General features: G+C 63.5%; 29 protein-coding genes and 1 pseudogene. 23 read left to right on the top strand and 7 right to left on the bottom strand.

Features of this window, described 5'->3' with window-relative positions:
- Positions 1-59 precede the first annotated feature (59 nt).
- The 9 genes and pseudogenes from WP12_RS16295 to WP12_RS16255 all read left to right on the top strand — a co-directional run.
- Positions 60-662: pseudogene (locus WP12_RS16295) on the top strand (hypothetical protein); the annotation flags it as partial.
- 5 nt (positions 663-667) lie between these two features.
- Positions 668-1,018 carry a DUF3768 domain-containing protein gene (locus WP12_RS16290; RefSeq protein WP_046194762.1) on the top strand — a complete coding sequence of 117 codons (351 nt, stop codon included), beginning with the start codon at positions 668-670 and terminating at the stop codon, positions 1,016-1,018.
- A 78-nt stretch (positions 1,019-1,096) separates the two neighbouring features.
- Positions 1,097-1,564 (top strand): hypothetical protein, encoded by a 468-nt coding sequence (locus WP12_RS16285; RefSeq protein ID WP_046194729.1) that lies wholly within the window; start codon positions 1,097-1,099, stop codon positions 1,562-1,564.
- Between the two features lie 242 nt (positions 1,565-1,806).
- Positions 1,807-2,136 carry a hypothetical protein gene (locus WP12_RS16280; RefSeq protein WP_046194728.1) on the top strand — a complete coding sequence of 110 codons (330 nt, stop codon included), beginning with the start codon at positions 1,807-1,809 and terminating at the stop codon, positions 2,134-2,136.
- A 162-nt stretch (positions 2,137-2,298) separates the two neighbouring features.
- Complete coding sequence (locus WP12_RS16275) at positions 2,299-2,817, top strand: DUF736 domain-containing protein (RefSeq protein ID WP_046194727.1); 519 nt, start codon at positions 2,299-2,301, stop codon at positions 2,815-2,817.
- Between the two features lie 130 nt (positions 2,818-2,947).
- Positions 2,948-3,235: a hypothetical protein gene (locus WP12_RS16270; protein ID WP_052730435.1), complete on the top strand. Its 288-nt coding sequence runs from the start codon at positions 2,948-2,950 to the stop codon at positions 3,233-3,235.
- Positions 3,236-3,379: 144 nt separating this feature from the next.
- Positions 3,380-3,739 (top strand): type II toxin-antitoxin system Phd/YefM family antitoxin, encoded by a 360-nt coding sequence (locus tag WP12_RS24245; protein WP_069067201.1) that lies wholly within the window; start codon positions 3,380-3,382, stop codon positions 3,737-3,739.
- Between the two features lie 43 nt (positions 3,740-3,782).
- Positions 3,783-4,076, top strand: a complete 294-nt coding sequence (locus WP12_RS24240; RefSeq protein WP_152664030.1) for a hypothetical protein — start codon at positions 3,783-3,785, stop codon at positions 4,074-4,076.
- A gap of 602 nt (positions 4,077-4,678) precedes the next feature.
- Positions 4,679-4,999: a single-stranded DNA-binding protein gene (locus WP12_RS16255; protein WP_046194724.1), complete on the top strand. Its 321-nt coding sequence runs from the start codon at positions 4,679-4,681 to the stop codon at positions 4,997-4,999.
- Between the two features lie 28 nt (positions 5,000-5,027).
- Here the strand turns inward: WP12_RS16255 and WP12_RS16250 are convergent, their stop codons facing one another.
- On the bottom strand, positions 5,028-5,387 hold the full coding sequence (locus WP12_RS16250; protein WP_046194723.1) for a hypothetical protein: 360 nt from the start codon (positions 5,385-5,387) through the stop codon (positions 5,028-5,030).
- 1 nt (position 5,388) lies between these two features.
- The gene (locus tag WP12_RS25565) at positions 5,389-5,562 is read right to left on the bottom strand and encodes a hypothetical protein (protein WP_200894541.1); all 174 of its coding nucleotides are present in this window, start codon (positions 5,560-5,562) and stop codon (positions 5,389-5,391) included.
- Positions 5,563-6,130: 568 nt separating this feature from the next.
- On the opposite strand from WP12_RS25565, the gene WP12_RS16245 reads away from it, so the two are divergent.
- From WP12_RS16245 to WP12_RS16230, 5 genes are all read left to right on the top strand, one after another.
- On the top strand, positions 6,131-7,105 hold the full coding sequence (locus WP12_RS16245; protein ID WP_046194722.1) for a DUF2493 domain-containing protein: 975 nt from the start codon (positions 6,131-6,133) through the stop codon (positions 7,103-7,105).
- A gap of 198 nt (positions 7,106-7,303) precedes the next feature.
- Positions 7,304-7,882, top strand: coding sequence for a hypothetical protein (locus tag WP12_RS16240; RefSeq protein ID WP_046194721.1), 579 nt, complete (start codon positions 7,304-7,306; stop codon positions 7,880-7,882).
- A gap of 208 nt (positions 7,883-8,090) precedes the next feature.
- Positions 8,091-8,261 carry a hypothetical protein gene (locus WP12_RS25340; protein ID WP_160299236.1) on the top strand — a complete coding sequence of 57 codons (171 nt, stop codon included), beginning with the start codon at positions 8,091-8,093 and terminating at the stop codon, positions 8,259-8,261.
- A 177-nt stretch (positions 8,262-8,438) separates the two neighbouring features.
- Positions 8,439-8,609: a hypothetical protein gene (locus WP12_RS25335; protein WP_160299235.1), complete on the top strand. Its 171-nt coding sequence runs from the start codon at positions 8,439-8,441 to the stop codon at positions 8,607-8,609.
- A gap of 251 nt (positions 8,610-8,860) precedes the next feature.
- Positions 8,861-9,085 carry a hypothetical protein gene (locus WP12_RS16230; protein WP_046194719.1) on the top strand — a complete coding sequence of 75 codons (225 nt, stop codon included), beginning with the start codon at positions 8,861-8,863 and terminating at the stop codon, positions 9,083-9,085.
- A 113-nt stretch (positions 9,086-9,198) separates the two neighbouring features.
- Here the strand turns inward: WP12_RS16230 and WP12_RS16225 are convergent, their stop codons facing one another.
- The gene (locus tag WP12_RS16225; RefSeq protein ID WP_046194718.1) at positions 9,199-9,417 is read right to left on the bottom strand and encodes a hypothetical protein; all 219 of its coding nucleotides are present in this window, start codon (positions 9,415-9,417) and stop codon (positions 9,199-9,201) included.
- A gap of 743 nt (positions 9,418-10,160) precedes the next feature.
- Between WP12_RS16225 and WP12_RS16220 the strand changes: the two genes are divergently transcribed.
- The 6 genes from WP12_RS16220 to WP12_RS16195 all read left to right on the top strand — a co-directional run bounded on the left by WP12_RS16220 (position 10,161) and on the right by WP12_RS16195 (position 17,910).
- Positions 10,161-10,451, top strand: a complete 291-nt coding sequence (locus tag WP12_RS16220) for a hypothetical protein (protein WP_046194717.1) — start codon at positions 10,161-10,163, stop codon at positions 10,449-10,451.
- Positions 10,441-12,744 (top strand): type IV secretion system DNA-binding domain-containing protein, encoded by a 2,304-nt coding sequence (locus WP12_RS16215; protein WP_046194716.1) that lies wholly within the window; start codon positions 10,441-10,443, stop codon positions 12,742-12,744. Before WP12_RS16220 ends, WP12_RS16215 begins: the two co-directional genes overlap by 11 nt.
- A 3-nt stretch (positions 12,745-12,747) precedes the next feature.
- Positions 12,748-15,807, top strand: a complete 3,060-nt coding sequence (gene mobF / locus WP12_RS16210) for a MobF family relaxase (RefSeq protein WP_046194715.1) — start codon at positions 12,748-12,750, stop codon at positions 15,805-15,807.
- A 45-nt stretch (positions 15,808-15,852) separates the two neighbouring features.
- Positions 15,853-16,056: a hypothetical protein gene (locus tag WP12_RS16205; RefSeq protein WP_046194714.1), complete on the top strand. Its 204-nt coding sequence runs from the start codon at positions 15,853-15,855 to the stop codon at positions 16,054-16,056.
- A gap of 481 nt (positions 16,057-16,537) precedes the next feature.
- Positions 16,538-17,194 carry a nucleotidyltransferase domain-containing protein gene (locus tag WP12_RS16200; protein WP_200894540.1) on the top strand — a complete coding sequence of 219 codons (657 nt, stop codon included), beginning with the start codon at positions 16,538-16,540 and terminating at the stop codon, positions 17,192-17,194.
- Positions 17,191-17,910 (top strand): DUF6602 domain-containing protein, encoded by a 720-nt coding sequence (locus tag WP12_RS16195; protein WP_046194712.1) that lies wholly within the window; start codon positions 17,191-17,193, stop codon positions 17,908-17,910. Before WP12_RS16200 ends, WP12_RS16195 begins: the two co-directional genes overlap by 4 nt.
- 114 nt (positions 17,911-18,024) lie before the next feature.
- On the opposite strand, the gene WP12_RS16190 is transcribed toward WP12_RS16195, so the two are convergent.
- On the bottom strand, positions 18,025-20,484 hold the full coding sequence (locus WP12_RS16190; protein ID WP_046194711.1) for a S8 family peptidase: 2,460 nt from the start codon (positions 20,482-20,484) through the stop codon (positions 18,025-18,027).
- A 13-nt stretch (positions 20,485-20,497) separates the two neighbouring features.
- Positions 20,498-21,481: an AAA family ATPase gene (locus tag WP12_RS16185; RefSeq protein ID WP_046194710.1), complete on the bottom strand. Its 984-nt coding sequence runs from the start codon at positions 21,479-21,481 to the stop codon at positions 20,498-20,500.
- A gap of 564 nt (positions 21,482-22,045) precedes the next feature.
- On the opposite strand from WP12_RS16185, the gene WP12_RS16180 reads away from it, so the two are divergent.
- The 3 genes from WP12_RS16180 to WP12_RS16170 are packed head-to-tail and all read left to right on the top strand — an operon-like array spanning position 22,046 to position 23,525.
- The gene (locus WP12_RS16180) at positions 22,046-22,246 is read left to right on the top strand and encodes a hypothetical protein (protein ID WP_046194709.1); all 201 of its coding nucleotides are present in this window, start codon (positions 22,046-22,048) and stop codon (positions 22,244-22,246) included.
- Between the two features lie 27 nt (positions 22,247-22,273).
- Entirely contained in the window at positions 22,274-22,615 is a 342-nt protein-coding gene (locus WP12_RS16175; protein WP_046194708.1) for a helix-turn-helix domain-containing protein, read from the top strand.
- The gene (locus WP12_RS16170) at positions 22,587-23,525 is read left to right on the top strand and encodes a reverse transcriptase family protein (RefSeq protein WP_160299234.1); all 939 of its coding nucleotides are present in this window, start codon (positions 22,587-22,589) and stop codon (positions 23,523-23,525) included. Before WP12_RS16175 ends, WP12_RS16170 begins: the two co-directional genes overlap by 29 nt.
- 258 nt (positions 23,526-23,783) lie before the next feature.
- Here the strand turns inward: WP12_RS16170 and WP12_RS16165 are convergent, their stop codons facing one another.
- Both WP12_RS16165 and WP12_RS16160 read right to left on the bottom strand, forming a co-directional pair.
- Positions 23,784-24,437, bottom strand: a complete 654-nt coding sequence (locus tag WP12_RS16165) for an SOS response-associated peptidase (RefSeq protein ID WP_046194706.1) — start codon at positions 24,435-24,437, stop codon at positions 23,784-23,786.
- A 45-nt stretch (positions 24,438-24,482) separates the two neighbouring features.
- The gene (locus WP12_RS16160) at positions 24,483-25,142 is read right to left on the bottom strand and encodes an SOS response-associated peptidase family protein (RefSeq protein ID WP_046194705.1); all 660 of its coding nucleotides are present in this window, start codon (positions 25,140-25,142) and stop codon (positions 24,483-24,485) included.
- Between the last annotated feature and the right edge of the window lie 88 nt (positions 25,143-25,230).

Genomic DNA, 25,230 nt, shown 5'->3' with positions numbered 1-25,230 from the left:
AAGGAACGACGGAAATGCGAGCTTTGCGAGGCCAATAAGACAGGTCGATCCAGACCTAATGCAGCCTCAAATGGAAGGTGGCCCCGCAGGACGCGTTCCTGAAAGCTTGGGAACCCGCACAACAAGCCTGGGCGCGCGGCCAGAAGGTCGTTCGGCTGATCGGATATGATGCCTCGCCGGCCGACACGCGGCGCTATGCCCACGCATCGACAATCGCGAACACGCTCTTCGATTGCCGCTACCCGCTGCGGGATTGGGGCTGGACCCGCGACCGATGCATCGAGCGGATCGAGGCCGAAGGCCTGCCCGTCCCGCCGAAATCCAGCTGCTTCTTCTGCGGCGCTATGCGCCCCGACGAAGTGCGGGCCCTCCCGACATGGTGCCTGCGCATCATCGTGCTGATCGAAGCGCGCGCCGCGCCACGGCTGCGGACGGTCGAAGGACTCTGGCGCCGATCGACGCGAACCCGGCCAGGCCGCATCACGGATTTCATCCGCGCCGAGCAGCTCCTCGCCGCCGACGAGATCGATGCGATCATTCGCGACGCGCCGACCGAGCTCGTCCGCTTTCAGGACGCTGCCGCGCTCGTTCCGATCAGCGAGCGACCCGCGATGTCGGAATGGCTCGATCAATTCAACGCTGGCTTGATGGAGGCGGCATGACCACCATGACTTACGACATAGTCAAGATCGCAGCGCTCAATGATCGCTGCCGACAAGGCCTCGACCGCAACGCCCGTATCGTCGTCACCCGGACCTGCCTCGGACGGATCGCACGTGGCGAGGGCCGAACTCTGGAGATAATCGCCCAGGCCAAGCTGATGGCGGCGGTGCGCAGCTACCAGTTCCGCACAGAGGATGGCCCGGAGCGCGACCGCGGCGAGTTCACCGTCGGCGCCGAGATCGTGCGCTTCAAGATCGATTATTATGATGTGGCGCTGGAATATGGGTCCGAGGACCCGGCGAACGCCGCGATCACGACCCGAGTCATGACGATCATGTTGCCCGAGGACGACTGACCGCATCCGAAAACCCGTCTCTCGCGCGCTCCCACGGCCCCTTTGGGCGTCACCTCACTCTTAGCTCCGGAGGAAATCATGGCCGATCGCGTTTCTGCGTCCATCGTTCTGGGCGGCACGATGTCCGCCGCTGACTATGCCGAGCTCACAGAGCTCATCGCCCTCGAGGGCCTGTCGATCGAATGGGACGGCGAGCCTTTCGAGCCAGAGCATCGCAACGTCGGGGAGCCGCTCAGCCTGTGCGCGCATGAAGTCGCCTTTGGCCGCTTCGAGGCGCTCGAGGCGTGGTGCCGCGAGAAGCGCATCGTCTATTCCCGGTGGTCCGGCTCCTACGCCGGCCAATGGGGCGGCGAGCGCGTCGTCTTCAGCGGTGACGGAGAACCGGCCTGGTTCGCCGCCGATGAGGACGATTGCGTGATGATCGGCCGAGAAACCGCCGAGAAGCTCGGCTCGATGGAAGCCATCCGCGCCCATTTCGACGCTGCAGACGCCAAGGTGCCGCCGCTCGTCGTCGAGGGCTCACTCCCCGAACGGCCCGCCGCATAGCGTGGATCCACGCCCTGCCGCCGCCGCCGATAATCCACGCAGGAGACCATCATGCGCCACATAACACCGGCAACCCACGAACATGGCCAGGCCATCGCAATTGCGGTTGAGCGATTGCGCGAAGCCCGTACACTCCTTCGACAGGCCGGGGCGAGGAACGCCGCGGCTGCGGCGGGCAAAGCGATCAGCAGCGCCGAAGGCGCGGCGCGCCACGTCGCGCACCGGATCCGGAGGACCTCGGAATGAGCCGCCATGAACTGAAGCCCAGGCCGGATCAGCCGTCGATCATCAGAGCCGTGATCGGGTGGGATCGGCCGCTGCAGACCTTCTTCGCGCAAGTGTTCACCCCCACCGAGGCCGAGGCCGAGGAGGGCGAGGCGACGATCTGGTTCGGTACCGAGCCGGGCGAGCTGGCAACGCCCGAGGCCGCGATCGCCATCGTCGCGCCCTATGCGATCATCCCCGACGACCTGTCCGATCGGCTCCAGGCCGAGATGCAGGCGACGGTCGGGATCAAGGACGGAGAGCATCAGCAGGCCGCCAAGCGGCGAATATTCGGCTCGATCCACTAAATCAACGCAAGCGTCGGCCAGGAACGATCCCGTCGCCGCCGAAGGGGCGGCCGCCGGAGCGGCGCTGATGCGCCTTGCTCGGCCGAACGGCCGAGGAGCTGAGTGGGAACGAGGAAGATGTCTCGGACAAGGGGTTCGAGCGCATCATCCAGGAGAATTCCCATGAACATCGGCACCATTTCGCAGAACGCCAGCGGCACCTACGCCGGCAAGATTTCGACCCTGACCGTCGCGATGATCATCGCGCTGCGCACCGTCCAGTCGGCCAATCCGCGCGCGCCCAAGTTCGAAATCCTCGCGCTGTCCGCCGCCCGCCAATGGGTGCAGGTCGGCGCGCTGTTCGAACTGGCGTCCAACGCGACCGGCGAGACGTTCCTCAACGGCAAGATCGAGGATCCGAGCCTCGACAAGCCGCTCTACATCTCCGCCTTCCGCCAGGACGACGGCTCGTACAACATCGTCTGGTCGCGCCCGACCCGTCGCCGCGACGCACCCACCGACTCGGTCGCGGCCGATGACGGCCTGCCGCCGCTCCCCGGCAGCGAGGAGGTCCCCGCCAACTCCGGCGCCGGCACCGATGGCCTCGGCGAATCTTCGGCCAACGACGCTTTCACAGGCGGCGACCAGCCCGCCTCCGGGCGTCGCCAACGTCGCCAGCGCACGCCTGAACCGGTCGAATGATCGCGCCTCACCGCTCCACCCTCCCGCGCGTCTAGTCCCACGGCGCGCGGCCACCTGCAGGGCTCGCTTCGCTCTCCCGGCGAGGCGGGCCCTGCCTTTTCTTCACTGCCCCCTGACCCGAGGAGATGATATGCGCCTCGCTCTCGCAGATCTCTACGCACGCGCGCTGCGCGACCATGCGGCCCTCGAACGCTTCGCTGTCCGCCGCCAGCGGTTCCTCGAGGCACTCGACTGGACCGCCCTGGGCGATCAATTTGCGCGCGAAACATCCATGGCCGACGACCATATTATTGGCGATCTCGCGGACGCTTGGCTCTATGTCTGCCATCTCGAAGAGCGCCTTGTGGCGGAAGCGCCAGGAAACGACCCCGCGCAGCCTATCGATCACTACCTCGTGATCGCATGCCCGTGGCGATAGGGCGTTCATGCCGGACCAGCGAGAACTTGCCATTCTTTCCAGAATGGCTATTTTATATAAATTGCGCCGCGCCGAGATGTCTGTGCGATTCTGGCTGTGGGGTCACAGCGATCGACACCAATGAGGCGGCCAGGAGACATGGACATGGCATCTGCTGAGCCCGAAAGGAACTTCGACCACTTCACCGCGGTCAAACTGACCGACGCCCATAACCGCCTCGGCCAGATCGTCGATGACTGCCAGCGCGAACCGGTGATCCTGCAAAAACATCAGCGGCCACGCGCTGCGATCGTCAGCATGGAGTTTCTGGAACATGCGCTGGAAGCCCTCCACGGCTATCGCGAGGTCATAACCCCTGAGACGATGACCGATGAGCAAAAGGCCCACCTTGAAGCTGCCCGGCCAAGCGCCGCAGAAATCGCCGCCGACAAGTGGGACGACGAACTCGACCCCGCTGCCGAGACGCGGCGACGTTCTGAACTACGTCTTCCTTTTCGCCCGTGAAGCGCAGGCGGGCCGCGACGAGGGCGTCAAGGCCCGCCCGGTAATGGTGATGGCCGTCGTCGGCCGCCGCGTCACCGTCATCCCGCTCACCACGAAAGGTGACGACAAACCAGCATCCTCGCTCGCCATCCCGGCGCCTGTCGCCTCGGCGATGGGGGTGGGTGGCAACACCGGCTCGAGCCTGGTCCCCGGCGAACTCAACGCCTTCGAATGGGTCGGCCATGATCTGCGACCGATCGACAAGACCGGTAGCTTCCTCTTCGGTCGTTGCACGCCGGGCTTCTTTGCCACCGCGCTGGATGCCTGCCTCCATATAAAGCCGCTCTCCAGAGATTGACGGGGCAAAGCCCCGTCGTTTGCGCAATCGCTTGGCCCCTTGCCGCTGCCACCAATTGCTCTGACGCAAGGGACGGCGCTGCTCCCGCCTATCGCCCAGCGTCTATCAGGATGGGCCATCCGGCATCGATGGGTCGCCACCGCGACCAACCTGTCGCCCAGGCGGTGCCGCGATCGCACTCGTGCCGCTCTCGGAACGCGCCTATCGCGCCCTTGGCATTGCCCGTGTACCTCTCTCCAGGCGGTGTCGCCAGACGTCGGCGGATGACCTCCGGCCTCACGCCAATGGGCAGGCGAACACGGATCGCGATGCCTGCGGGTTTCAGACCATCGCCCGGCACCACCGCTCAGGTTGGACGTCCAAGGCGCCTGATCTCCTGATTGGCCCACCGACCTCCCTTCGCCTTTCCTGTGACACCTGCGGCGAGACGGCGTCGCATCGCAACCCGCTTACGGTCGCCCGTGTTGCCGCTACGCGGCTGCCCGCGCCAGCTCCCTTACGCGGGTTCCCCTCCGCTTGCGCTCCAGTGCGATGCGACACCGCACGCCGCTCTTTCGGTGTCACCGGCGGGAAGGCCGTCGGACCAACCAAGGAGCACCGCCATGAACAACGTCAACATCACCGGCCGGGTCGCCAAGGATCCCGAAACCCGCGGCACCGTCACCACCCTCATCGTCGCCACCGACCGCGTCAAGCTCAAGGACGGCAAGACCTATGTCGACGAGGCCACCGGCTACACCGCCAAGGAGACCGAGTTTCACAAGGTCACCTGCTTCAATGGGCTCGGCAAAGGCGCCGCCACCCGTGAGAAGGGCAACGTCGTCGCGATCACCGGCCGGCTCCACTATTCGAGCTGGGAGGACCGCGACGGGGTCACTCGCTATGGCTGCGAAATCATCGCCGACAAGATCGATTTCTTCTGATCGATCGGGCGGCGCTCAGGCGCCGCCCCTATCGTCCGACGATCGGGCGCCGGTACAGCGTGTAGGCACCAGGAAACGCCGCTGTTCCCGCTGCCCACGCGTCCAAAGGTGCGACGGGCAGGCAAAGATGGAGCAGTTCGACCAGTTCGGTCCATATCGGATCATCTTGGGCAACGAGAAGGCAGCGCTCGCCATCCGCGGCGTCGATCGTAATCGCAACGAAAACCATGTCGTCGTCGCGCTTCGACACAGCGCTGGTGATGCCGGAGACCGCCGACCAGCCGATGAGGCGCTGCTCGCCATCAATCACCACCGAGATGCCATCTTCGGAGATCCCGGCGATATGCGTCGCGCCGTCCTCCCGATCATCACGCAAGCCTTCTGCCATCCTATTTTCCGCCGCTCGAGGGGGACAGCAGGTCCGCAACGCTTTCCGCAAAACCCTGCGCAAGCACGGCCTCGTCCCGGGTCAGCCGGATCTCACCTGCCAGGCTTTCATCCAACAAGTGCTTGAGCCTCGCTGCGAGCGCGCGCGCCGCCTCGCGGATCATTTCCTCGTTCATAACTGACCTCGTGGCGCAGCGGTTTCGACAGGTGGTCTGTCCGAACGATCCCGGGCTCGGCCGCCATGGCACTTGTCGCGACTCCGACCATAACACAGACAGACCGAGGATTCGCTCGGGCATGCGAGCGGCGGTAACTGTGATCGACACTTTGGTACGAACCGTACCTCGATACGTATCTGCGACTTCTCACCTGACGGTCCCTTTGGGGGAATGCTCCAGCGTTTCCGACCAGAACAGCTAGAGCCGATTTGCTGTTAACCCGCCCGCAGCGCGGCCGGGGCAAATCGAATTCTCTCTCTAACATCTCGGTATCAGACAAGCTTCATCGCCATAGTCTGATGAGCCTCTGGCCTTTTGTGCAAGGATGCGCGGTTCCCCCAATTTTCATGGGCCCGTCACTTTCGCTTCGCTCCGCTTACGGACCCAGGAAAATCGGCTCCCCCACGCCCCGCTTCGCGGCGCGGGGACAAGCCCCGCGTCCCTGACAAAAGCCCGCCGGCTCATCCGATGAGATTTCATCTTTCATCCAATCCCGGATGAGAGATCGACTTGTTCGGAGGCTATAATGACTTCTTTCAACAACTTCGCCGATCTTGCCAGCCACATCGCGGCAGCGCGCGTGAACGAGGATCTGACCGAAACCTACGAGGGCGCATTCATCGAGCATAGCGAGATGGCGAAGCTCAGCATCGTCGATGCGCCGGAAGCGCTCGACATGCCCGATCCGGAGCAGGTGCGGGCCGCGGTCGAGATTATGATGCAGACCATGTTCGACGTGCTGCGCGACACGCGCATGGAGCCGTTTGCGACCGATCTCGTCTGGGGTTTCGCCAACAGCTTCCACGTCGTCGCCAAGCGAATCGAAGGCCGCGAGGACGACGCCGCCAAGAAGCTGGGCGAACTCGCCCGCGCCTATGACCCGTCGGAGATCTACGCGACCGAGTTGGAGGACACTCAGCTCCTCTGCCAGACGCTGCAGGGGTGCCGCGAGGCAATGGAGTGCATGCGCGACCATGCCGCCGAAATGTACCGCGTCGAGACCGGCAAGCCCTTCTCGCCGGTGCGTGGCAGCCGGGTGTCGAGCGCGCTCAACGCCTCTATGATCGACGCCCGCGACTATCTCGCCTCCCGCGCCCGGGAGCGTCGCGAGCAGTTCGCGCCCGAGGGTCCCGTCGTCGCCTTCTCCGGCGGTCAGGCCTGGGAGGATGGCGACCTGCTCTGGAACGGTCTCGACACCATCAAGGCCCGCATCCCCGAGATGATCCTCGCCACCACCGCACAGTCGAAAGGTTGCGATGCCGTCGCCCACGCTTGGGCAGCGTCGCGCGGTGTGAAGGTCATCCAGTTCCGCCTCGACCGCAGCCAGGGCAACCGGGCAGCCTTCGTCCGAAACGACCGCATCCTTGGTCTCAAGCCGGTCGAAGCGGTCATCTGCGAAGGCTCGGGCATCCAGATGAACCTCGCTCAGAAGCTGCGGCAAGCCGGGGTTCCGCTGCACATCGTCAAGCTCTCGCAGCAACGGATCGAACGGCGGGCGTGAGCCCTTCGGAGAGGCTCCGGCTCAGGCCGGGGCCTCTCTACTTTTCTTGCGTTGGAAATGCGGCGCTCAGGGGCGTCGAGCCCCATCGCGCCGCGAGGCCTGACCGTTCCGGTCGAGTTCGCACCTCTCGGGTGCGCCATCTGTACCGCGCCAAAAGGGGAGGGGGAGCGGCCAGGCGGTTCAACGAGGGAGGACGAGATGTCCATCGTGTTTCGCATCGCCACCGACGCCGACAATCACCAAGGTCCGGTCGCCGTCATCACCGCCCGCCAGCTCGCGGCCTTTCGGGCGTTCCTGCGCGCGGAGAGCATCCGTACCAACACCGTCCTGCTCGCCCCGGAGGCGGCCGACGACGCGTTCCTGTCCTACAGTTTCGAGGCACGCGTCTGCCCGCTGGCGCTCGCCAGCGTGACGCGCGTCTTCGACTTCGACACTGCGGTGATCAGCGTCGTCGAAGAGGCGCAGTTTCGTGTCCGCCGCGTCAGCATCCACCACGACGAAGGCGCCGGCACGATTAACATGCGCGTCGCGCTCACGTCGGATCTCGGCGTCGAGCTCGACCTCGCTTCCGGCAACGCGTTCGCGCTGCTCGAAAGCCTCGGGCTTCATCCCGACAGCATCGGTGAAATCGGCATCGCCGCGATGCGTAAGCGTCTCGCCAATCCCGCCATAAAACGTCGCATCGCGGCCGAGGGCCTCACCGATTATGTCGAGCGGCTCGACCGGCTTCTCGCCACGGCCGATTCCGACGAAACGTCCCGGCTGGAATGGGCTTAGCTTCCACAGTCTTCCGATGATGTCATGCGCCCCGCGTCCGGCGCAAGGATGAGCGGTTCCCCCAATTTTGACCGTCGCCTCGCTACGCTCGCACACGGCAAAATCGGCTCCCCCGCTCCCCGCCGGGCGGCCGCCCGCAAGCGTGCGGTCCTTGCCCCGGACGCGCCGCGCATGACCCGGCACCAGTCCCTTATGAATGGAGGATATAATGACCATCGAATCAACACGCTGCTGCGACGATTTCGCGCTCTGGCCCGACGGCAGCTGGGCCACTTTGGGCGACATCTCCAACGGCGACTATCATTGGAAAAGCGACGACTACGAGATCATCTCCTACCTCGAAACGGAGCGCCTCACCGCCCTGGGCGTTTATGAATGACGAGCCTACTGGGATGGGCCTGGCTCCACCGCGTTTCGTGATGGGTGACGGCCGGGACTGGGGCGTCGGTTCGCTGGCGACCCCTTTCGCCTTTGACGGGCAGATCGCTTGCCGCCGGTTACGCGATCAATTCCAATGCGCTAGTGATTGCGATGCGCACCAACCAGAGAGAGCAGCATGAGCGAAGACGAGATCGCATTTCGCGCGGCCATCAACCTGCTGAGGGATTCGGTCGAAAGCGGCCGGATGCCCTCGGGTGAGAAGTTGACAAGCGACAGTAGCGTGCTCCACCAACGCGCCGCCGAGCATCTCGAAACCCTGCTGCGCCAGAGCCTGGCGGCCGGGTAACCACCCCCACCCTCAGAGGAATAAAATCTCTCACAGACTTCCCAGGATGTCGTTGAGGGCGACGCCGCGTCAAGGATGAGCGGTGCCCCCAATTTTGCCGTGGCCTCCGCTCCGCTTCGCTCCACTCCAACCACGACAAAATCGGCACCCCCACTCCCCGCTTCGCGGCGCGGGCTGCGCCCGCGTCCCTGACCCGGCGCCACCCTCAACGACGGCCAATCCTCTGTCATTCAAGACAGCAGGAGGCTCACATGCAGATCACTTCGACCAACGCCGGATACGACACCGCCGCTTACCTCGCCGCCGTCGCATGCGCCGAACGCCGCGCACTCCACAGCTTCTTCGACCAGCATGTCATCGAGGACGAGGAAATCGGCTACATCACAATCGACGAAGGCGACTATGGCGCACTGCCGGCCCAGCTCATCGACCGGGTGGTCCACACGGTTCCCGGCAAGATGGACGACGAGATCTGAAACGACAGGGGAGGGGCCTCGCGCCTCTCCCCTTTTTTGCTGCCTGGGACTACGGGCATGAGGGGCATCGAGCCCCTCATGCCCGTGCCGCGACATTCGTCGCGGCGGGACCCTCAAGCCGCCAGTCGCTTCTCGACTTCTTCGATTCCCAGCTTCCTGATCCGCTCGATCAGGCCGCCAAGTCGCTTGGCTTCGAGCGTCAGCAGCCCCGACTTGTCGACGGTCGCAATCGCCTGCTCTCGCTCTTTCTCCAGTAGCTTCTTTCGACGTTCTTCCAGCTTGCGTGCGTCCTCTTCGAGCGCCGCTCTTTCCTGTTCCAATGTGCGTGCCATAGGGGCCTCTTGGTTCACGCTGATCGGGCTATGAACGCTGACACTATAGCCGCTGATCTGGTTGGCCGGAAGATGCAGTTGAGCTTGGCGGCTCGGCGGTCCTTCGGCCCGCCGACCGGGGCTCTATTCGCTAGGCCGCCGACGCCCCTTCGGGCCGCCGCCGACCAATCTCACGGAGCCAACGCTGGCGCGTTGTCTCCGCCCGGTGGGTAACGATCCCCTGCCGTCCGACGGTGGCCAGGGCCACCGTCGATGGGCGCGCTGGGTCGTCGCCCCAAGCGCGCTGGGATGGTATCGCTTCGCTCGCATCCTGCCCGGTCGAACCCGGAATCATTCGGCCGCCACCGGCATTCCAACGATGCTGAGGCATCGCCGGACCTTCGGCCGGTTCCGCCCGCAGGGCGGCTTTGAGCCCCGCCGGGCCCGGAAACGACCCTCGTCCAGAAACGCCAGCAGACGACCCAGGGTAGAGGATCAATCTCTGAGGATTGGGAGCACACCTTACGCACTGGCGTGCATGTCTTTTCCGCTATTTTACAAATAGTTACCGACTAAATGACCTGTGGCACGTTGTGGGACACGTTTCGGCTGACTCTAATATCTAGCAATTCCAAAGACTTGAGCGTGCCACAAGCGAACACGCCGTTTTCGCCTTCTCGGATTTTCTTGCCCCGCAGCCCGACCCACGCTATAAGCGGATCACTTTTTGAGATCCCGCCAGCCTCCCTGCTAGGAGGCTTGGTTTGACCACCGCTTTCAAGCATTGCACGGTCCGGCTCGATCGTGAGAACTTCAATCGTGTCGTCGCTATCGCGGCCGAGCGCGATTGTAGCCCATCCGAACTTATCAGGAGCGCCGTCGATGCCTTCCTGACTTCGGCCGATCTCATCACCGCCAGCCAGCGCCGATTGGCGCGGATCAGCGAGTTCCAGCAACTCGCGCTCGACATCATCATCCGCGAGCAATTCCCCGAGTTTCGTGACCGGATCATCGCCGAAACCGACAAGCGCCTGGTGCAATATCATGGCGCGTAAGGACATCCGCTCGAACGGGCAGAACATTCCGCTGACCCACCATTCGGCGCGCGGTCAGGTCCAGCGCAACTCGGGCAATTTCACCCGCGGCAGCCAGCTTCTCACCCATGAGATGCTGATGTGGTTTTCGGGCGCGAAACTCCCCGTCATCGTCTGGTTCTTCGTCTTCCTGGCGGCGTGGTTCATCATCCTCTCGCTGAAGCTCGACGAGCATGGTTTCCAGCTCGTCTGCATGAAACTCTACGCGATGCTCTGGGACTGGATCGCTCTCGATCCCAACAAGCGCGTCAACGTCACTCTGCCCAGCGGCGAGATCCTTCGGACGGTCATGGCTGTCGTCCAACAGATTCCCGAGGTCCAGCAGGCCTGGTCCGTCGCCATGCGCGCGCTGCTCGGCGCCTTCCTCGTTTCGGTTTTCCTGACCATCCCGCTGTCGATCTGGTTCGTCGATATCTCCCGGGGCCGGGGCAGGCGCATCCTGCAGGAACGGCATGAGCGCGGGGCGATGCTGGTGACACGCGACATTCTCTATTCCGAGGTCAGCCAGCACAATTTCGCCAAGTACGAAGAGGAAGCCCGCCAGCACTTCCCCGGCATGTCACCGGCCAAGGTTCTGCAGCTCCCATTCGCTGAGCGCAAAGCGGCCGGCATCCATCATCCCTACACGCTCGCCGGCATCCCCTATCCGCACCGGATGGAGCAGTCGCACACGATGCTGATCGGGACCACCGGCTCGGGCAAGACCACCGAGCTGCGCAGCCTAGTCCGGCAGATGCGCGACCGCCAGGACACCGCCGTCATCTTCGATCTCACGGGCGCCTATGTCGAAGCCTTTTACGACCCGGCGCGCGATACGATCCTCAATCCCATGGACCTGCGATGCCCGGCCTGGTCGATCTTCAACGACTGCCGCACCCATAGCGAATTTACTGCCGCCGCCGCTGCCCTGATCCCGTCCGATGGCGGATCGTCCGAACCCTTCTGGGCGCTCGCCGCGCGGACCCTGTTCATCGAGATGTGCATCCGCCTCCAGGAGCGCGGGCAGACCACCAATCTGGCGCTGTCAGAGAATCTGATGACCGCCGATCTGAAGCGCGTCCACCGCTTCCTCGCCAACACCATCGCCGACCCGCTGACAGCCCCTGAAGCCGCCCGCATGGCGGAATCGATCCGCGCCGTGTTCAACACCAACGCGCAGGTTCTCCGCTTCCTGCCCGACGACGGCGAGCCCTTCTCGATCCGCGACTGGATCACCCGCGACAAGAAGCCGGGCAGCATCCTGTTCATCACCTCCAACTATGTCGATCTGGCGATGAACCGGGCGCTGCTGACGCTGTGGATGGACCTCTGCATCAACCGCCTCATGACCATGCCGCGCACCCGCTCGCTCCGCACCTGGTTCATGTTCGACGAGCTCGGCGCACTCCATAAACTGCCCGCGATCGAGAACGGCCTGCAGACCGCTCGCGCCTTCGGCGGCGCGATGATCCTCGGGATCCACAGCTTCGAAAAACTGGTCGAGGTTTACGGCGAACAGGGTGCCCGCAACCTGGCATCACTCGCCCGCTCCAAGCTGATTCTCGCGACCGCCGATCTCGACACCGCCGAGCAATGCGCGCGCTATATCGGCAACCGCGAAGTGCGCCAGATGGATGAGGCGTATAGCTATGGCTACAACAACACCCGCGACGCCTCGACCCTGACCCCGCGCAAGCAGGTCGAGCCCCTCGTCATCGCCGACGACATCACGAACCTGCCGTCGATGCACGGCTTCGTGAAATTCCCCGACGGCTTCCCTGCGGCCCCCATATTGCTCGAATGGAAAGACTATCCCCAGGTCGCCGAGGGCTTCATTCCGCGGCCCAATCTGCAGCCCGTCCGGTCTAGGCGCGGAGAGGAAGTCTTTGGCGGGGACGGCGGCGAAGCAGGCGGGCGTGATGGCGCGCAGCAGATCGTGGAAGAGGTGGTGGAAGTCACCAACGTCGCGAAGGAGATGGCGGCGCGGATCCTGTCCGATCCGGTCGAAGAGGAGAATCAGGAGACCGCTCGCCGGGCATCCCAGCGCAGCGACACGTCCGATGAACAATCGTCCCCGGCCACTCACGCCGCCGACAAGGCGCAGGCGTCGCGCAGCAATGGCGAGGAGCAGACGATGGCCGCGCGCGATCGTGATGATCGGCGCGACGGCCGCGACGCCCAGCGCGCGCCCCAGGTCGAGGATCAGACCCTTGTCGAACTGCGCCAGGCCTTCGCCCCCGGACGCGAGGACGACAGCATGGACATGGGGATCTAGCCCATGCTCTCGGTCGCCTCCGTCCGTTCCGCATCCGGCGCTGCGAACTACTTCGCCAAGGATGACTTCAAGGACAATTATTATACCGCCGACGGGTCTTCCGAAGTCAGCATGTGGGCGGGCGAGGGCGCCGATGCGCTCGGCCTGCAAGGCGAGATATCAAAGGACGCCTTCGAAGGAATCCTGAACGGCATTCTCCCCGATGGCGAAGGGGTCGCCCAGGTCGAGAACCGGCGTGCTGGCGTGGACCTCACATTTTCCATGCCCAAGTCGGCATCGGTGATGGCCTATATCGCCGGCGACAAGCGGGTGCTCGACGCCAACATGGCGGCTGTCCGCAAGACGATGGCATGGGTCGAGAAAAACCTCGCCGAAGGCCGCAAGGATGTCGAGGGCCGCAAGGTGCCGGTGCAGACCGGCAATCTCGTCTACGCGCTCTTCCAGCACGACACGAGCCGCGCGCTCGATCCCCAGGCGCATATCCATGCCGTCATCGCCAACCTCACGAAGATGCCCGACGGCAAATGGCAGGCGCTTCATGCCGACAAGATCTGGAGCAGCAACACCACGATCGGCTCGATCTATCACGCCTTTCTGCGGGATGGTCTGGAGAAGCTGGGCTACCAGATCGATGCCAAGGGCAAGCACGGCACCTTCGAGATTTCCGGGGTGCCAAAGGCGGTCCTCGAGGCGTTCAGCCAGCGCCGCGAACAGATCCTGGAAAAAGCAGCCGAACTCGGGATCGTATCCCCCAAGGGACGCCTCGCCGTCACGGCGAATACGCGCGATCCGAAACTGAACGTCGAGGACCGCGACGGCCTGCAGAAGGATTGGATCGACAAGGCAGCAGCGCTCGGATTCGACGGCAAGGGACTGGTTGCCTCCGCCGTAGCGCGCGCGGGTCACTCGCTCGCTGACAGCAAATTGGAGCGAGGATTCCGCGCGGTTAGCGACGCCATCAGCGGTGCGCGTGAAAAGATCGGCACCTTCCTTCGCCCGCACGATCCGCTGGTCGACAGCGCGCTCGCGCGCGTGACCCAATCGCCGGCCGAGGCACGAACCCAACTCGCGGTTGCGTCGGCCGTCCGAATCCTCTCGGAGCGAGAGGCGGCCTTCAACGTCAATCTCGTCTCGAAGATGGCGCTCGACCTCGGCCTGAAGGGTGTGACGATCGACACCGTCGAGCGTCGCATCGCGCAGATGGTGGAGAACCGGCAGCTCATCCCGGGCGCCGTGCGCGATGGCGACAAGGGCATCCGCATGGTGACGACGCAGGAGGCTCTGCGCACCGAGGAGAGCATCCTGAAAGCGGTGGAGGCGGGTCGCGGCAAGGCGTCGCCGATCATCGCGGCCAGCGATGCGCCGGCGCGACTCCAGGCAGCCGCCACACGCGATCTCAATCCTGGGCAGCTCGCCGCCGCGACGCTGATCGTCTCGTCGGCGGACCGCACCGTCACCGTGCAAGGCGTCGCCGGCGCCGGCAAGTCGACCATGCTGGAGGCGGTCGCCCGCGTGGCCGAAGCGGAGGGTCGCGACGTCACCGGTCTTGCCTTCCAGAACAAGATGGTCGCGGACCTGGCCGCGGATGCCGGCATCAAGAGCCAGACCATCGCATCGTTCGCACTGGCCAACGAGCGGTACATCAGCGAGCGCGACACCCCGCGCTATGACGCGGCCCGGGCGAAATTCGGCGGCACCATGCTGGTGGTCGACGAGACGTCGATGGTCTCGAGCAGCGACATGCTCAAGCTGCACAAAATCAGCGAAGCGCTGGGCGTGGACAAGCTGGTCCTGGTCGGCGACCGCCAGCAGCTCTCGTCGATCGACGCCGGCAAGTCCTTCGCCATGATCCAGGCGGGCGGCGGCACGATGGCGCGGATGGACGAGAATATCCGCCAGCGCACCGACACGCTGCGCACCGTCGCCGCCCTCGCCAATATCGGCAAGGCGGGTGAGGCGATGAAAGTGCTGGGCGACAATGTCGTCGAAAGCATGAATCCGGCTGACGCGGCCGCCGAAATGTGGCTCGGCCTATCGAGCGATGATCGTGAAGCCACCGCCGTTTTCGCCTCCGGACGCGCATCGCGCGCCATCATCAATCAGCGCATACAGGACGGCCTTGCAACAGAGGGCTCCGTCAAGGGCGAGGGCATCCACCTCACCGTCTTCGAGCGGGTCAATCTCACCCGCGAGGAATTGCGCTACGCTTCCAGCTATCGCCCCGGCCAGACACTCGACGTCGGGCGGGGCGGCGCGCAGGATGTCGGCCTTGAGCGGGGTCGCTACGACGTCACCAAAGTGCTGCCCAATGGCAAGGTCGAACTGAGCGACGGCCGAAGGAAAATCCGCTTCGACCCGCAGAAGCTCTCGCCGACAGAGAAACGCGACCGGCTCGAGCTCACCGAGAAGAAGGATCTCCACCTCCGCGAAGGCGACAAGATCAGGTGGACCGCGAACGACAAGGACCGCGGACTTCACAATTCCGCGCTCGCCCGCGTGCTCACCGTCGACGCGAACGGCGTCACCGTCGAAACCGCCGGAAGAGAGCGCCTCACCCTCGACCTGGGCGATCCGATGCTGTCGCGCCTCGACCTCGCTTACTCGCTCAACATGCACATGGCGCAGGGCATCACGACCGACAAAGCGATCACCGTCATGTCCAGCCATGAGAGGAATCTCTCGAACCAGCGCCTGTTCAACGTCGGGGTCACGCGTGTGCGCGACGAGTTGACGATGGTGGTGGACGACAAGGAGAAGCTCGCCCGCCAGCTCGATATGAACCCCGGCAACAAGACCTCCGCTCTGGAAACCCTCGGCCGCCTCGATATCGACGGGAAGAAGGGACCTAAAATCCCGGAGAAGTTCGATCCCGGCCCGATCGACGGCGTCGACCTGTCCAATCTGCCGGATTTTCCAACCGACCTCCCTCCGCTGCCGGATGGCCCTGCCAGGCCCGCGGAGCCGGCGAAGGTCGATGATCTCAAGAAACCGCCGGACCTCAAGCCCGACCGTGGCGACATTCTGCCGCCGCTGCCGGAGCGGAGCCTCGGCCTCGATTTGTAGTGTGAAGCCGCCGGCGCGGTGCCGGGGCCAATATGGAGACTGACTATGAGTGGTTGGGATTTCGAAGAAGCAGGCAAGTTCGGCAGCGAACGCGCCGCCGAGGATTATGCCAAGCGCAACAACATCGACATGCGCGACATCCGCCCCCGCCGCAAAGGCGACCAGGTCGAGCTGGAGATCCGTCGCTCCGCGCTCGATGGCCGTTCGCTGCGCGACAGCGGCGAGGGCCGCCGGGACGGATGGAGCTGAACCGGCTGCACGGGAACGCGCAGCGTGGAGGAAGCGGGGCGGAAGACGATCCGAAGGGTGTTGAGGGCTGGCCCTAAGCACCCGCACGAAAGAGGAGCGCAGCGGCCCGACAACGCGATCGGGCCCGCGCAGCCCTGGCCCGATTCCAGCATCGCCATATGAGCGCAAATCCGTGAATACCGTATTGCGGATCGGTGTAGATACGCCGGAGTGTCAGGGATCGAAGCTGAATGGCGGAGACGGCCGCAGGCTGTCTCCGGCGCAGCCGAAAGCCCGGCCGGAAGGGCGACGCCCGGTAAATAGAAGTGCTCTTTACAACGATTCCCAAGTCGTTCCGCGGGTTCAACTATCGCCTTCCAGGGCGCCCCGCTAAAGCAAGTGGATGAGCACCGCATATCTGACATCGATTCTGGCGCGCGAAGCGGTCGATACCAGCGCCTTCTCACCCGTCCGGCAGGTCCAATCGATCATCCATCCCGTGTTGACTCAATGGGCCAATCGCTTCCTGCGCAGCGTGACGCCCAGCGGTTCGTTCGCGAAAGGGACGGCGAACAAGAGCGGGACGGACATCGATCTGTTCATTTCGCTGTCGGAGGATACGCCAGAGACCCTGAAGGCCATCTACGACTTACTGTTCAAGGCTGTGTCGGAAGCGGGCTATCGACCGAAACGGCAGAACGTCTCCATCAACGCGACTATCGCCGGCTATGATGTCGACCTCGTGCCAGCCAAGCGGCAGAACGCGGCGTCTTCCGACCATAGCCTGTATCGCAGCCGTGCCGACACATGGACGAAAACGAATGTGGACACGCACATCAGCACCGTCATCCGCACCGGCCGCCAACAGCAATCACGGCTCCTCAAACTGTGGCGCACACAAAAGGGGCTGGAGTTCCCGTCCTTCTATCTGGAGCTGACCGTGATCGAAGCGCTGCGAGGAAAGCCAGTGCAGGATCTCTCGCAGAGCGTCGTCACGGTGCTCGAATATCTGCGGGACAAATTCGTCGCGGCGAGAGTGCTTGACCCGGCGAACGGCAACAATATCATCTCAGATGATGTGACACTCGCTGGAAAGAACGCGATCCGCAGGGCCGCGGAACAGGCGCTCGGCGGCAATTGGAGCGGCTTCGTTCAATGACTGCCTGGTCGCTGCCCAAGCTTTTGGAGAGCCTCCACAACGACATCGAAGGCAAGCTCGGGCTCGTTCGGGGAAGTTTCGGTCATCCCGGAACCAAGGGCGATGCAAGCGAAGCGGTTTGGCTGGAATTGCTCCAAACCTATCTGCCGGAACGCTATCAGGTCGCCAGCGCCCATGTCGTGGACAGCAAGGGCGCCTTCAGCGAGCAGATCGACGTGGTGGTGTTCGACCGGCAATATTCTCCCTTCATCTTCAGCTACCAGGGCAAGTTCGTCGTTCCGGCCGAAAGCGTTTATGCGGTGTTCGAAGCCAAGCAGGCGATCAACGTCCAGCAGGTCAATTATGCGGCCGATAAGGTGGCCAGCGTCCGTCGATTGTATCGGACCAGTTTGCCTATCCCCCATGCCGGTGGGACCTACGAGCCGAGGGCGCTGCCGCATATCATGGGAGGACTCCTCACGTTCCAGAGCGATTGGTCGCCCGGCATCGGCGCTCCGCTCATTGCCGCTCTCAAGGCAGTCGCCGACGAAGGTCGGTTGGATCTTGGGTGCATCGCCGCGCATGGGGTCTTTGGATGCGACCCAGGTGATTGTTTTGGCGCGCAGCTTGGCGGGAAGTCGGCCACTCGATTCCTGCTCGAATTGATCGCGCGGCTCCAGATGAGCGCGACCGTGCCGATGATCGACGTTCGCGCCTATGCGAGCTGGCTCGAATAGCAGGCAAGCAATCGCGGCAATGCGGTTTCGTCGAGTCAAAAGCTGACGCCGGCGAAAATCGAAGCGTTCGCCGAAGCCCAACCGCGAGGCTGGCCGTGAGCAGGTCAGCCCGCCCTATGCGGCCAGAATCGGGACAGCGATCTGATTGGCGATGGCGGTATAGAGGTCGACGTCGGTTTCCGGCGCCCGAATGGAAACGTGGAGCGCGTAGCGTGCCGCTCGATCCCAGCGTTGAAGCGCTGGCTTTTCCTTCCACCAACCACTGACCGGAAAGACTCCAATGGCGTCCCGCTCGGCTAGCGCGGCGGCGCTGCCGCGCCAGATGTCGCTATGAATTGAGCCGCGGTCGCGGATTTGACCCAACACCCAATTGTCGCCACCGCCACCGCCGCCAGCGCCGGCTTCTTCGTCCTGCGCCGCTTTGTTGATGCGCTGGCGGAACGCTTCCAGACCTTCCAGCGACCGTTTCACCGCGAAGCGAAGATTGTGCGATGCGTAGCGATGTCGCCGAGTCCAACCGCGTTCACCGGGATTGGGCTCAATGAAATAGGACAGGGTGATCCGCAACTCGACGTCCAGTTCGCCGAGCGCAGCCAGCTCCGCGCGCGGCCACGGGAGGCGGTGCAAGTTCATGTCGCGTGTCTTGATCGCTGACCCGTCTTTGCGGAAGGGCAGCAAGGCGTCCTCGACCATAAGCGTCGCATCGTTGGACGCGCTGAGCAGCGCGCGACTGAGGTTCGGAACGCCCCAGCCATAGCGCCGGAGCATGGCCAACTTCTGTGCTTGCGACCCTGCGGCGTCAAAATGCTGCCGCATGGCCTGGGTCCACTCCGCAGAATGAACGATGAGGCCCCGCACGGTTTCGGGCCAGAGCGTCGGCCGCGCGGCCATAATGCCAGCCGCCAGGTTTGCGCCGAGGGCCGATGCCCCACTGGTGTCGCCGAACGCCTCGAACAGACGCAGATTCGGTTGATAGTGGGTGGTCAGGAGTTGGAGATCATCGATCGCCGACGCCGGATTGATGCCATCGTGGGCGAAATTGCCGCCTTCGAACACAACGTCCGGGCGGATCGGCCATTGCCGATCCCAGATGGCCGACGTTCTGCTGGCTGGCGAGAGATCACCGGCCGGGGCGACGGGCGCCCATCCGTCGTAATCGGGATGGGTGATCGTGATCTTGTCGGTGCTGGCGCCGAATACGAGCGGATTCCACGCCTGCGCCGGGCTCTCCACCTCTTCGAGATCGTTACGATCGGGATATGCCGCCGGATCGATATCGCCGCGCAAATTGCCTGCAGCGAGGACCATCAGCCGGCGCCTGTCACCGCCGCCATAGCAAAGCTGATCAATGGCCGAAGACCAGGACGATGGCCGCCCCCGACCGAGGCCGACATCGCTGGTGACGGCCATGCAGAAAACCCGGCGGCGGCGCGGCGCTTTGTCTTCAACGCGTGCGATCCCGGTTGCGGTGATCGCGCCGTATAACCTCGGCTCGTTCTGGCCGTTTGGCGGGAGGATCTTTACGGTTTCGATCCGATGGCCAAGCTCCACGGGGTGACCGTGCGAGAGCGTCGCTTCGAGGTCGCCGTAGAGCGCTACGCCGGCCATCGACGTGCCGTGTCCGTTCCAAAAGGCGCTGTCGCCAACGCCCCAGCCATGTTCGTAGCTGTGCTGGTCAGCCGGATCGAGCGCGGGTGCCAGCAGGGGATGCGCTTGCGTGGCGCCGCTGTCGAGCAGGCACACCGCGGGCGCCAGGGGAGACGGCGGCGTGATCCGGTCGACCAGATCGTTCGCCCAATCGGCCTGCTCGACCGTGGGCATTTCTAGAAAGAGCGTTGGGGTGTCTTTTGCCAAGCGCAGTTCCGCTACAGCGTCCGAGTTGCGGATTAGCCGATCCATCGTCGCTTCATCGGCCAGTGCGAGCGCTACGTCGCGCTCCGGGAAGCTAATGACATGCTCCTTGATCGCGACGCCCAGTCTGGCCGCGACGGTTTGAAAGACCGGCAAGCCACCATCGCGTAGCCAGACTTCCCACCAGGCAGGCTGGGCGACGGCGGGAAAGAGCTGGGGATCGTCGGTAAAGAGGGATCGGGTAACACCGAGGCGAACGTCTTCGATACGCGCCAGGAGCGCCTCGTTCTTAGGCTTACCGGTCTTCGTCACCTCGTCGCGATAGGCTTCGATCTTCTTGACGAAGAAGTCGGCCGCGGCCTCGGGAACGAACACCGTTGCGGAGATCATCTCATCACCGTCGGCAGGTGGGCGCACGGCGACCAGCTCGATTGCCTTCGGCCGGTTCTCCAGGGCTTCAACCGCCCCGCGCTCGGCGACGGGGATATCGAACTCCAAATAAAAGCCAGCTTGTCCCTCGGCGAGACCCTCTTCGCGCTCGGCGATGCGTTGGCGACCCGCAGCGAGTGCGGTGCCGATAGCGTGCTCAAGATGTGCGGCATGGGCAGCGCGGGCGCGTGCTGGAGGGAGGCCGCTAATCACCAGTCGGGGTGAGGTGTAGGCCTCGCTTTGACCGCCGCCTTCGACATGAAAATGGGGACGATCGCGGGGAGGTACTGCCATCGGGTCTCGGTGTTTAGAGGATCGCCGCGCGCCGCTCCGTAAGGGCGGTCAGCAGAGTCGCGGTTGTCACGCCGTCATGTCCGTCCAACACGGCAACCTTCGCCGCCTCGTCGGCCGCCCGCGCGACTTCAGCCTGGGAGAGATGCGCAGCGGATTCCAGCACTGGCGGCCATTTGATCGCCTTGAGGTCGAACGTCGCGAGGCGAGCTTCGAGAATACCCTGCACCACGGACGGATCGGGCAAGTCATAGGTGATCACGTCATCGAACCGACGATAGAGCGCCTTATCAAGCAATTCTGGATGGTTCGTCGCTGCGATGATCAGGCTGGGGCCGTCGTCATTCTCCAGAAATTGGAGAAAGGAATTCAGAACACGGCGAATCTCGCCCACGTCGTTCGGCCCTGCACGCTGCGCGCCGATCGCGTCGAACTCATCGAAGAAATAGACACCGCGCTGCATCCCGATGGCGTCGAAAACGAGGCGCAAGCGCGAGGCGGTTTCCCCCATCAGCTTGCCGAACAGGCCATCGTAGAGGACGGTGAACAGCGGCAGCTTCAATTCGCCGGCCAGAGCGGCGGCGGTCATGGTCTTGCCAGACCCTGGTGGGCCAACGAGCAATAGTTTGCGACGGGGAGTGAGGCCGCGCCCGCGCAGCCGCTCTTGCTGGCGCTGCTCCCGAAGGACGCGTGTCAGGCGACTCTCAAGCTCGGGCTTCAGCACCATGCTCGGCAGCCGGGTGTCGGAATAACGCGCTTCGAGGAATCCGGCGAGCTCGCCCTTTGGCTGCGCCAGCGGCACCGGACCGGCACCACGCCTCGCGACCGTCGCGCTCTTGCCCTTGGCCGCGTCGATCAGCTCACGCAGCTCCTGGGCCAGTTTCCCGTGGCCCTGCCTCGCTTCATGCGCGGCAAGCTGCGTCGCCACGGAGAGGAAGCGATCCCCATCTCCGTCTATGTGGCTTTGCAGCAAAGCTACGATGTGGCGTGCAGTCGTCATACGTCAGTTCAGGGTTCCGGCCCCGGGGGTGTTCGTGGTCACATTTCGAATCTAGCGCGACCGATTCGCCGTGTAACGCGAATTCGTACACCAATCGTATGCAGCGTGGCGCCGGCATAGTCGCGCCGCTGAGGTCAAAGCGCCCACCGAGTTCCGAGCGACCGGACGGTCCGCTCATCGGCCGCCCGACGAGCTAGTGCGTAGCAGCTAGGGCCTCGCCATGGGCAACCTGAGCGCTGGCACGCGAGAAAAATTCGCCAACGGCGAACTTTTGCTTGTTTCTTGCAAACTGCCGATCTATGAGTCGGTCAGCGTTTGGGTAATGGAGCTGTGCTACAGGCATGGTGGTTCGCCACCAGCGAAGGTCATCCGGCCTTTATCATCTAACCCATCTCTTTCGCCGTCCTCCGGGGCGACGGGCCGAGGGGGCGAGGGCACGCAGAGGAGCTTAAGCTCTTCGTGTGCAGTGTTGAGCCTAGGAGCGTAACCACAACCCTTATCCGCCTTCAGACGTAGTGCAGGCCGCGAGCAATTCGGCTCGAGGTTAGTCTGGAGGCAAATACGATGGCTAGTTCGCCGGAGGAAAGCCCAGACGCCGGGTTGTTGGGGTACGGACGGCATATCGGTCGTCGCATCGCGAAAGCGGTGCGGCGGACCCTGCGAGCGATCGCGCGGAACCGAATTGCCCTGCTGGCGGTGATCAAGGTGGCTCAGGCCATCGTGAAATTGATCGCCACCATCGTTGAGTTGTTCCGTCACTCCTAGGCGTCATCCAGTTGGGAGATCGTTCAAATGTTGAATGAAGCCCTTAGACTGGTGCGCGTGTTCCACGACCTGAACAAGACACAGGCGGCGGATCGCGTCGGCCTGTCTAAATCATATGTCACCGAGCTGGAGCGCGGCGACAAGAAGGTCACGCTGGAGGTTTTGCAGAAATATGCGACCGCCTTCAACGTGCCGCTGTCGTCGCTGATGTTCTTCGCGGAGCAGGCCGCGGATGGTTCGTCGTCGGAGAAAGTCCGCACGGCTGTTGCGGGCAAGGTCGTCAAAATGTTGGATTGGATCGCAACGGTAACAGCCGAGCGAGCCGATGAAGGGGACGACGATGAAAGGGAAGCCACACAAGCGCGTTAGCCTTCGGGGCAGTGCGCTATTTAAGCTGACCTCGCCGGTGCGGCTGGCCCAAATTTTGTGCATCCCACCGGCGCAGCTTGACCGCCTACTCCGTCGCGGGAATACGAACTACTGCGTTCGGACGGACCGCAAAACCGAGCGGCTCATTGAGGAGCCAAAGGCGCTGCTCAAGCAGGTCCATGCTCGCGTGGCCCATTTGCTAGCGCAAGTCGAGACCCCGGCCTACCTGCATTCTGGGATCAAGAAACATTCCTACATCACCAACGCCGCCGAGCACCGTGTCGAGGGCGGCGCGGTAAAACTCGACGTGCAGAAATTCTTCCCGTCGGTACGGGCGGCCGCTGTCTGCCACTTCTTCGCCGACGTGATGGAATATCCGATGGATGTCGCCAGCCGCATGACGAAACTGCTGACGATCAACGGACACCTGCCGACGGGGGGCAACGCAAGCTGCATCCTCTCTTTCTGGGCGTACAAGAATATGTTCGATGAGATCGCGGCGCTTGCGGCAGCCAAGGGCTGCACGTTCACCCTGTATGTGGACGACATGACCATCACCGGCCAGTTCGCCACGCGGGCGATGCAGAAGGAAGCGCGCGCGATCATCGGGCGCTATCGGCTGAAGGCCCACAAGACCAAGATCTTCTCTCACCGGCAGCCAAGGATCGTCACTGGTGTTGCGATCACCGCGCGCGGACCGGAGCTTCCCAACCGGCGCGCAAGGAAGATCGCGATAACGATGGCGGGCGTGGAGGCGGCGGCGACGGATTCTCAGCGCCTCGCGCTCATGCCAAGCTTGATCGGACGTGTTAGCGAAGCCGTCGAGGTCGACCCGCTGTGGGCGGGCCGCAAGGCGGCAGCGGTTGGAATGCGTCGCACAATCCGATCTCGGGTCGAGAAGAGCCGGTAACCCATCAGCACATCGGTGCGTCCGAGCAGAGCGAAAGCAGGCGCCCTGTGCCTGTGGCGTTGGTCAATACTGTGGCCTTCGGTGCGACCAGTGGCCGAATCGAGGTTCGGCGCGCTCGCCCGGCTGTCTCAAAAGCCATTGATTGCACTTAGAAAATATGAGCGGGCGAAGGGATTCAAAACCTCGACCCCGACCTTGGCAAGAATATGCTGCGCCGGATGCGCTGGCCACGCTTTGAATCCGCGCTAAGTCCAACGCTCATAGCAGGCTGTTTGGTTGATCAGCGCCCCTCGCGGCATTGCGCTTCACCCAAAGGTCGGTCGTCCGCTCCATTTTGATCAGCTCGTCGGGGAAGCAGCGCTCCTGGAACAAGACTGCATCCTCGAAGCTGCCGTTGAGCCAGCGGTCGTAGTCGTCGGTGTGCAGGAGCACAGGCATCCGGTCATGCACCGGCCGAATCGCTTCATTGCAATCGGTCATTACGCCTGAATACACTGGGCCCCATTCCTCGCTCATGCGCCAAAGCCCCGCCCAAGCGAAGATGGGCTGATCCTTCACGCTAAACCACGTGCGCGTCTTGGAGCCTTTCTGGCCTTCGGCTTCCGCGAAATGCGTGACCGGGATCAGACACCGCCACTGAGGCTTGCGGGCCAGACCGATCCACATAGGTTTATTCAGGTCCGCAATGTTGTTCACTGGCTTCGGCTTGGCCTCGGGTTTCATTCCCTTCAACCGTAGCGGAAAGCCCCACACCATCGACTGCATGATGCGTGCGCCTTCTGTCTCGCGCACGACCATTCCGGGATAGCCGGGATATACCTCCTCCGGCGCATTCGACTGCGTTGGATCGCTGACCCCGAAGTGCGCCGCAACCTCGGCAGCGCTCTTCCTGACCGTGTAGAGATTGCACATGGCGTCTTTCTATCACGGAAGTCGGCAAGAGGAACATCGGACCGATTAAAGCAGGGCCAACTGCGGTTGAAGGCTCGCCGGCAGCTTCCCGCTGCGCCACAGATCATCGCTGTGCAGGATCTCCATTCGTTCGGCGGCAAGCGGCTGCCGGAACTGGAAACCGATCACGTCCCGGATCGAAGCGTGTAGCCACTGGTCATATTCATGGGGATCAAGCAGGATCGGCATCCGGTCATTGTAGGGCTCGACCACCACATTGGCCGCCATCGTCATGCCGGCATAGACCGGACCATATCCCGGAATGTTTCTACAGAACCCGGCCCAGGCGACCAGAGGCTGGTGCGCCACCGAAAACCAAGTTCGGGTTTTCTCGCCGGGATCCCCATTGGGGTTTGCGAAATGGGTCAGGGGAATAAGGCAGCGATATCGTGGCTCGACGACCAAATGCTCCCACAGCCGGTTGGTGGCATCCGCGACGAGGCCAATTCGACCCGGGGGATCGCCCCTTTCTCGCATTTCGCGAGTCTGGCGCGGAAAGCCCCAGTCCATTGTCCGCAGATGGCGCCGTCCATTCGCTTCGAAGACGACAAGGCCAGGCAAAGCCTCCACGGTTTCGGCAGGCACTTTCAGATCTATCGGAGCTTCCGCGTCAAAGTGGGCCGCTACGTCTGCAGCGCTGCATGTGACGGTGTAGAGTCTCGACATCGAGCTGACCTCTCATCTGACAGCAACGGCTCGCTGCCCTTCCGGCGGCACTGCCGGGCCACACCTTCGGGCAAGCGCTGCCGAATCT

Origin of the sequence: Sphingomonas sp. SRS2, from assembly GCF_000971055.1 — a bacterium.
GTDB lineage: Bacteria > Pseudomonadota > Alphaproteobacteria > Sphingomonadales > Sphingomonadaceae > Rhizorhabdus.
The sequence above is the reverse complement of the archived record's forward strand: the minus strand, read 5'-3'. Positions and strand labels throughout refer to the sequence as shown.

Bases quoted from the DNA above. Each gene is read 5' to 3' on its own strand.
- WP12_RS16290 (WP_046194762.1), top strand. From the start codon at position 668: ATGACTTACGACATAGTCAAGATCGCAGCGCTCAATGATCGCTGCCGA.
- WP12_RS16285 (WP_046194729.1), top strand. From the start codon at position 1,097: ATGGCCGATCGCGTTTCTGCGTCCATCGTTCTGGGCGGCACGATGTCC.
- WP12_RS16280 (WP_046194728.1), top strand. From the start codon at position 1,807: ATGAGCCGCCATGAACTGAAGCCCAGGCCGGATCAGCCGTCGATCATC.
- WP12_RS16275 (WP_046194727.1), top strand. From the start codon at position 2,299: ATGAACATCGGCACCATTTCGCAGAACGCCAGCGGCACCTACGCCGGC.
- WP12_RS16270 (WP_052730435.1), top strand. From the start codon at position 2,948: ATGCGCCTCGCTCTCGCAGATCTCTACGCACGCGCGCTGCGCGACCAT.
- WP12_RS24245 (WP_069067201.1), top strand. From the start codon at position 3,380: ATGGCATCTGCTGAGCCCGAAAGGAACTTCGACCACTTCACCGCGGTC.
- WP12_RS24240 (WP_152664030.1), top strand. From the start codon at position 3,783: ATGGTGATGGCCGTCGTCGGCCGCCGCGTCACCGTCATCCCGCTCACC.
- WP12_RS16255 (WP_046194724.1), top strand. From the start codon at position 4,679: ATGAACAACGTCAACATCACCGGCCGGGTCGCCAAGGATCCCGAAACC.
- WP12_RS16250 (WP_046194723.1), bottom strand. From the start codon at position 5,387: ATGGCAGAAGGCTTGCGTGATGATCGGGAGGACGGCGCGACGCATATC.
- WP12_RS25565 (WP_200894541.1), bottom strand. From the start codon at position 5,562: ATGAACGAGGAAATGATCCGCGAGGCGGCGCGCGCGCTCGCAGCGAGG.
- WP12_RS16245 (WP_046194722.1), top strand. From the start codon at position 6,131: ATGACTTCTTTCAACAACTTCGCCGATCTTGCCAGCCACATCGCGGCA.
- WP12_RS16240 (WP_046194721.1), top strand. From the start codon at position 7,304: ATGTCCATCGTGTTTCGCATCGCCACCGACGCCGACAATCACCAAGGT.
- WP12_RS25340 (WP_160299236.1), top strand. From the start codon at position 8,091: ATGACCATCGAATCAACACGCTGCTGCGACGATTTCGCGCTCTGGCCC.
- WP12_RS25335 (WP_160299235.1), top strand. From the start codon at position 8,439: ATGAGCGAAGACGAGATCGCATTTCGCGCGGCCATCAACCTGCTGAGG.
- WP12_RS16230 (WP_046194719.1), top strand. From the start codon at position 8,861: ATGCAGATCACTTCGACCAACGCCGGATACGACACCGCCGCTTACCTC.
- WP12_RS16225 (WP_046194718.1), bottom strand. From the start codon at position 9,417: ATGGCACGCACATTGGAACAGGAAAGAGCGGCGCTCGAAGAGGACGCA.
- WP12_RS16215 (WP_046194716.1), top strand. From the start codon at position 10,441: ATGGCGCGTAAGGACATCCGCTCGAACGGGCAGAACATTCCGCTGACC.
- mobF (WP_046194715.1), top strand. From the start codon at position 12,748: ATGCTCTCGGTCGCCTCCGTCCGTTCCGCATCCGGCGCTGCGAACTAC.
- WP12_RS16205 (WP_046194714.1), top strand. From the start codon at position 15,853: ATGAGTGGTTGGGATTTCGAAGAAGCAGGCAAGTTCGGCAGCGAACGC.
- WP12_RS16195 (WP_046194712.1), top strand. From the start codon at position 17,191: ATGACTGCCTGGTCGCTGCCCAAGCTTTTGGAGAGCCTCCACAACGAC.
- WP12_RS16190 (WP_046194711.1), bottom strand. From the start codon at position 20,484: ATGGCAGTACCTCCCCGCGATCGTCCCCATTTTCATGTCGAAGGCGGC.
- WP12_RS16185 (WP_046194710.1), bottom strand. From the start codon at position 21,481: ATGACGACTGCACGCCACATCGTAGCTTTGCTGCAAAGCCACATAGAC.
- WP12_RS16180 (WP_046194709.1), top strand. From the start codon at position 22,046: ATGGCTAGTTCGCCGGAGGAAAGCCCAGACGCCGGGTTGTTGGGGTAC.
- WP12_RS16175 (WP_046194708.1), top strand. From the start codon at position 22,274: ATGTTGAATGAAGCCCTTAGACTGGTGCGCGTGTTCCACGACCTGAAC.
- WP12_RS16170 (WP_160299234.1), top strand. From the start codon at position 22,587: ATGAAAGGGAAGCCACACAAGCGCGTTAGCCTTCGGGGCAGTGCGCTA.
- WP12_RS16165 (WP_046194706.1), bottom strand. From the start codon at position 24,437: ATGTGCAATCTCTACACGGTCAGGAAGAGCGCTGCCGAGGTTGCGGCG.
- WP12_RS16160 (WP_046194705.1), bottom strand. From the start codon at position 25,142: ATGTCGAGACTCTACACCGTCACATGCAGCGCTGCAGACGTAGCGGCC.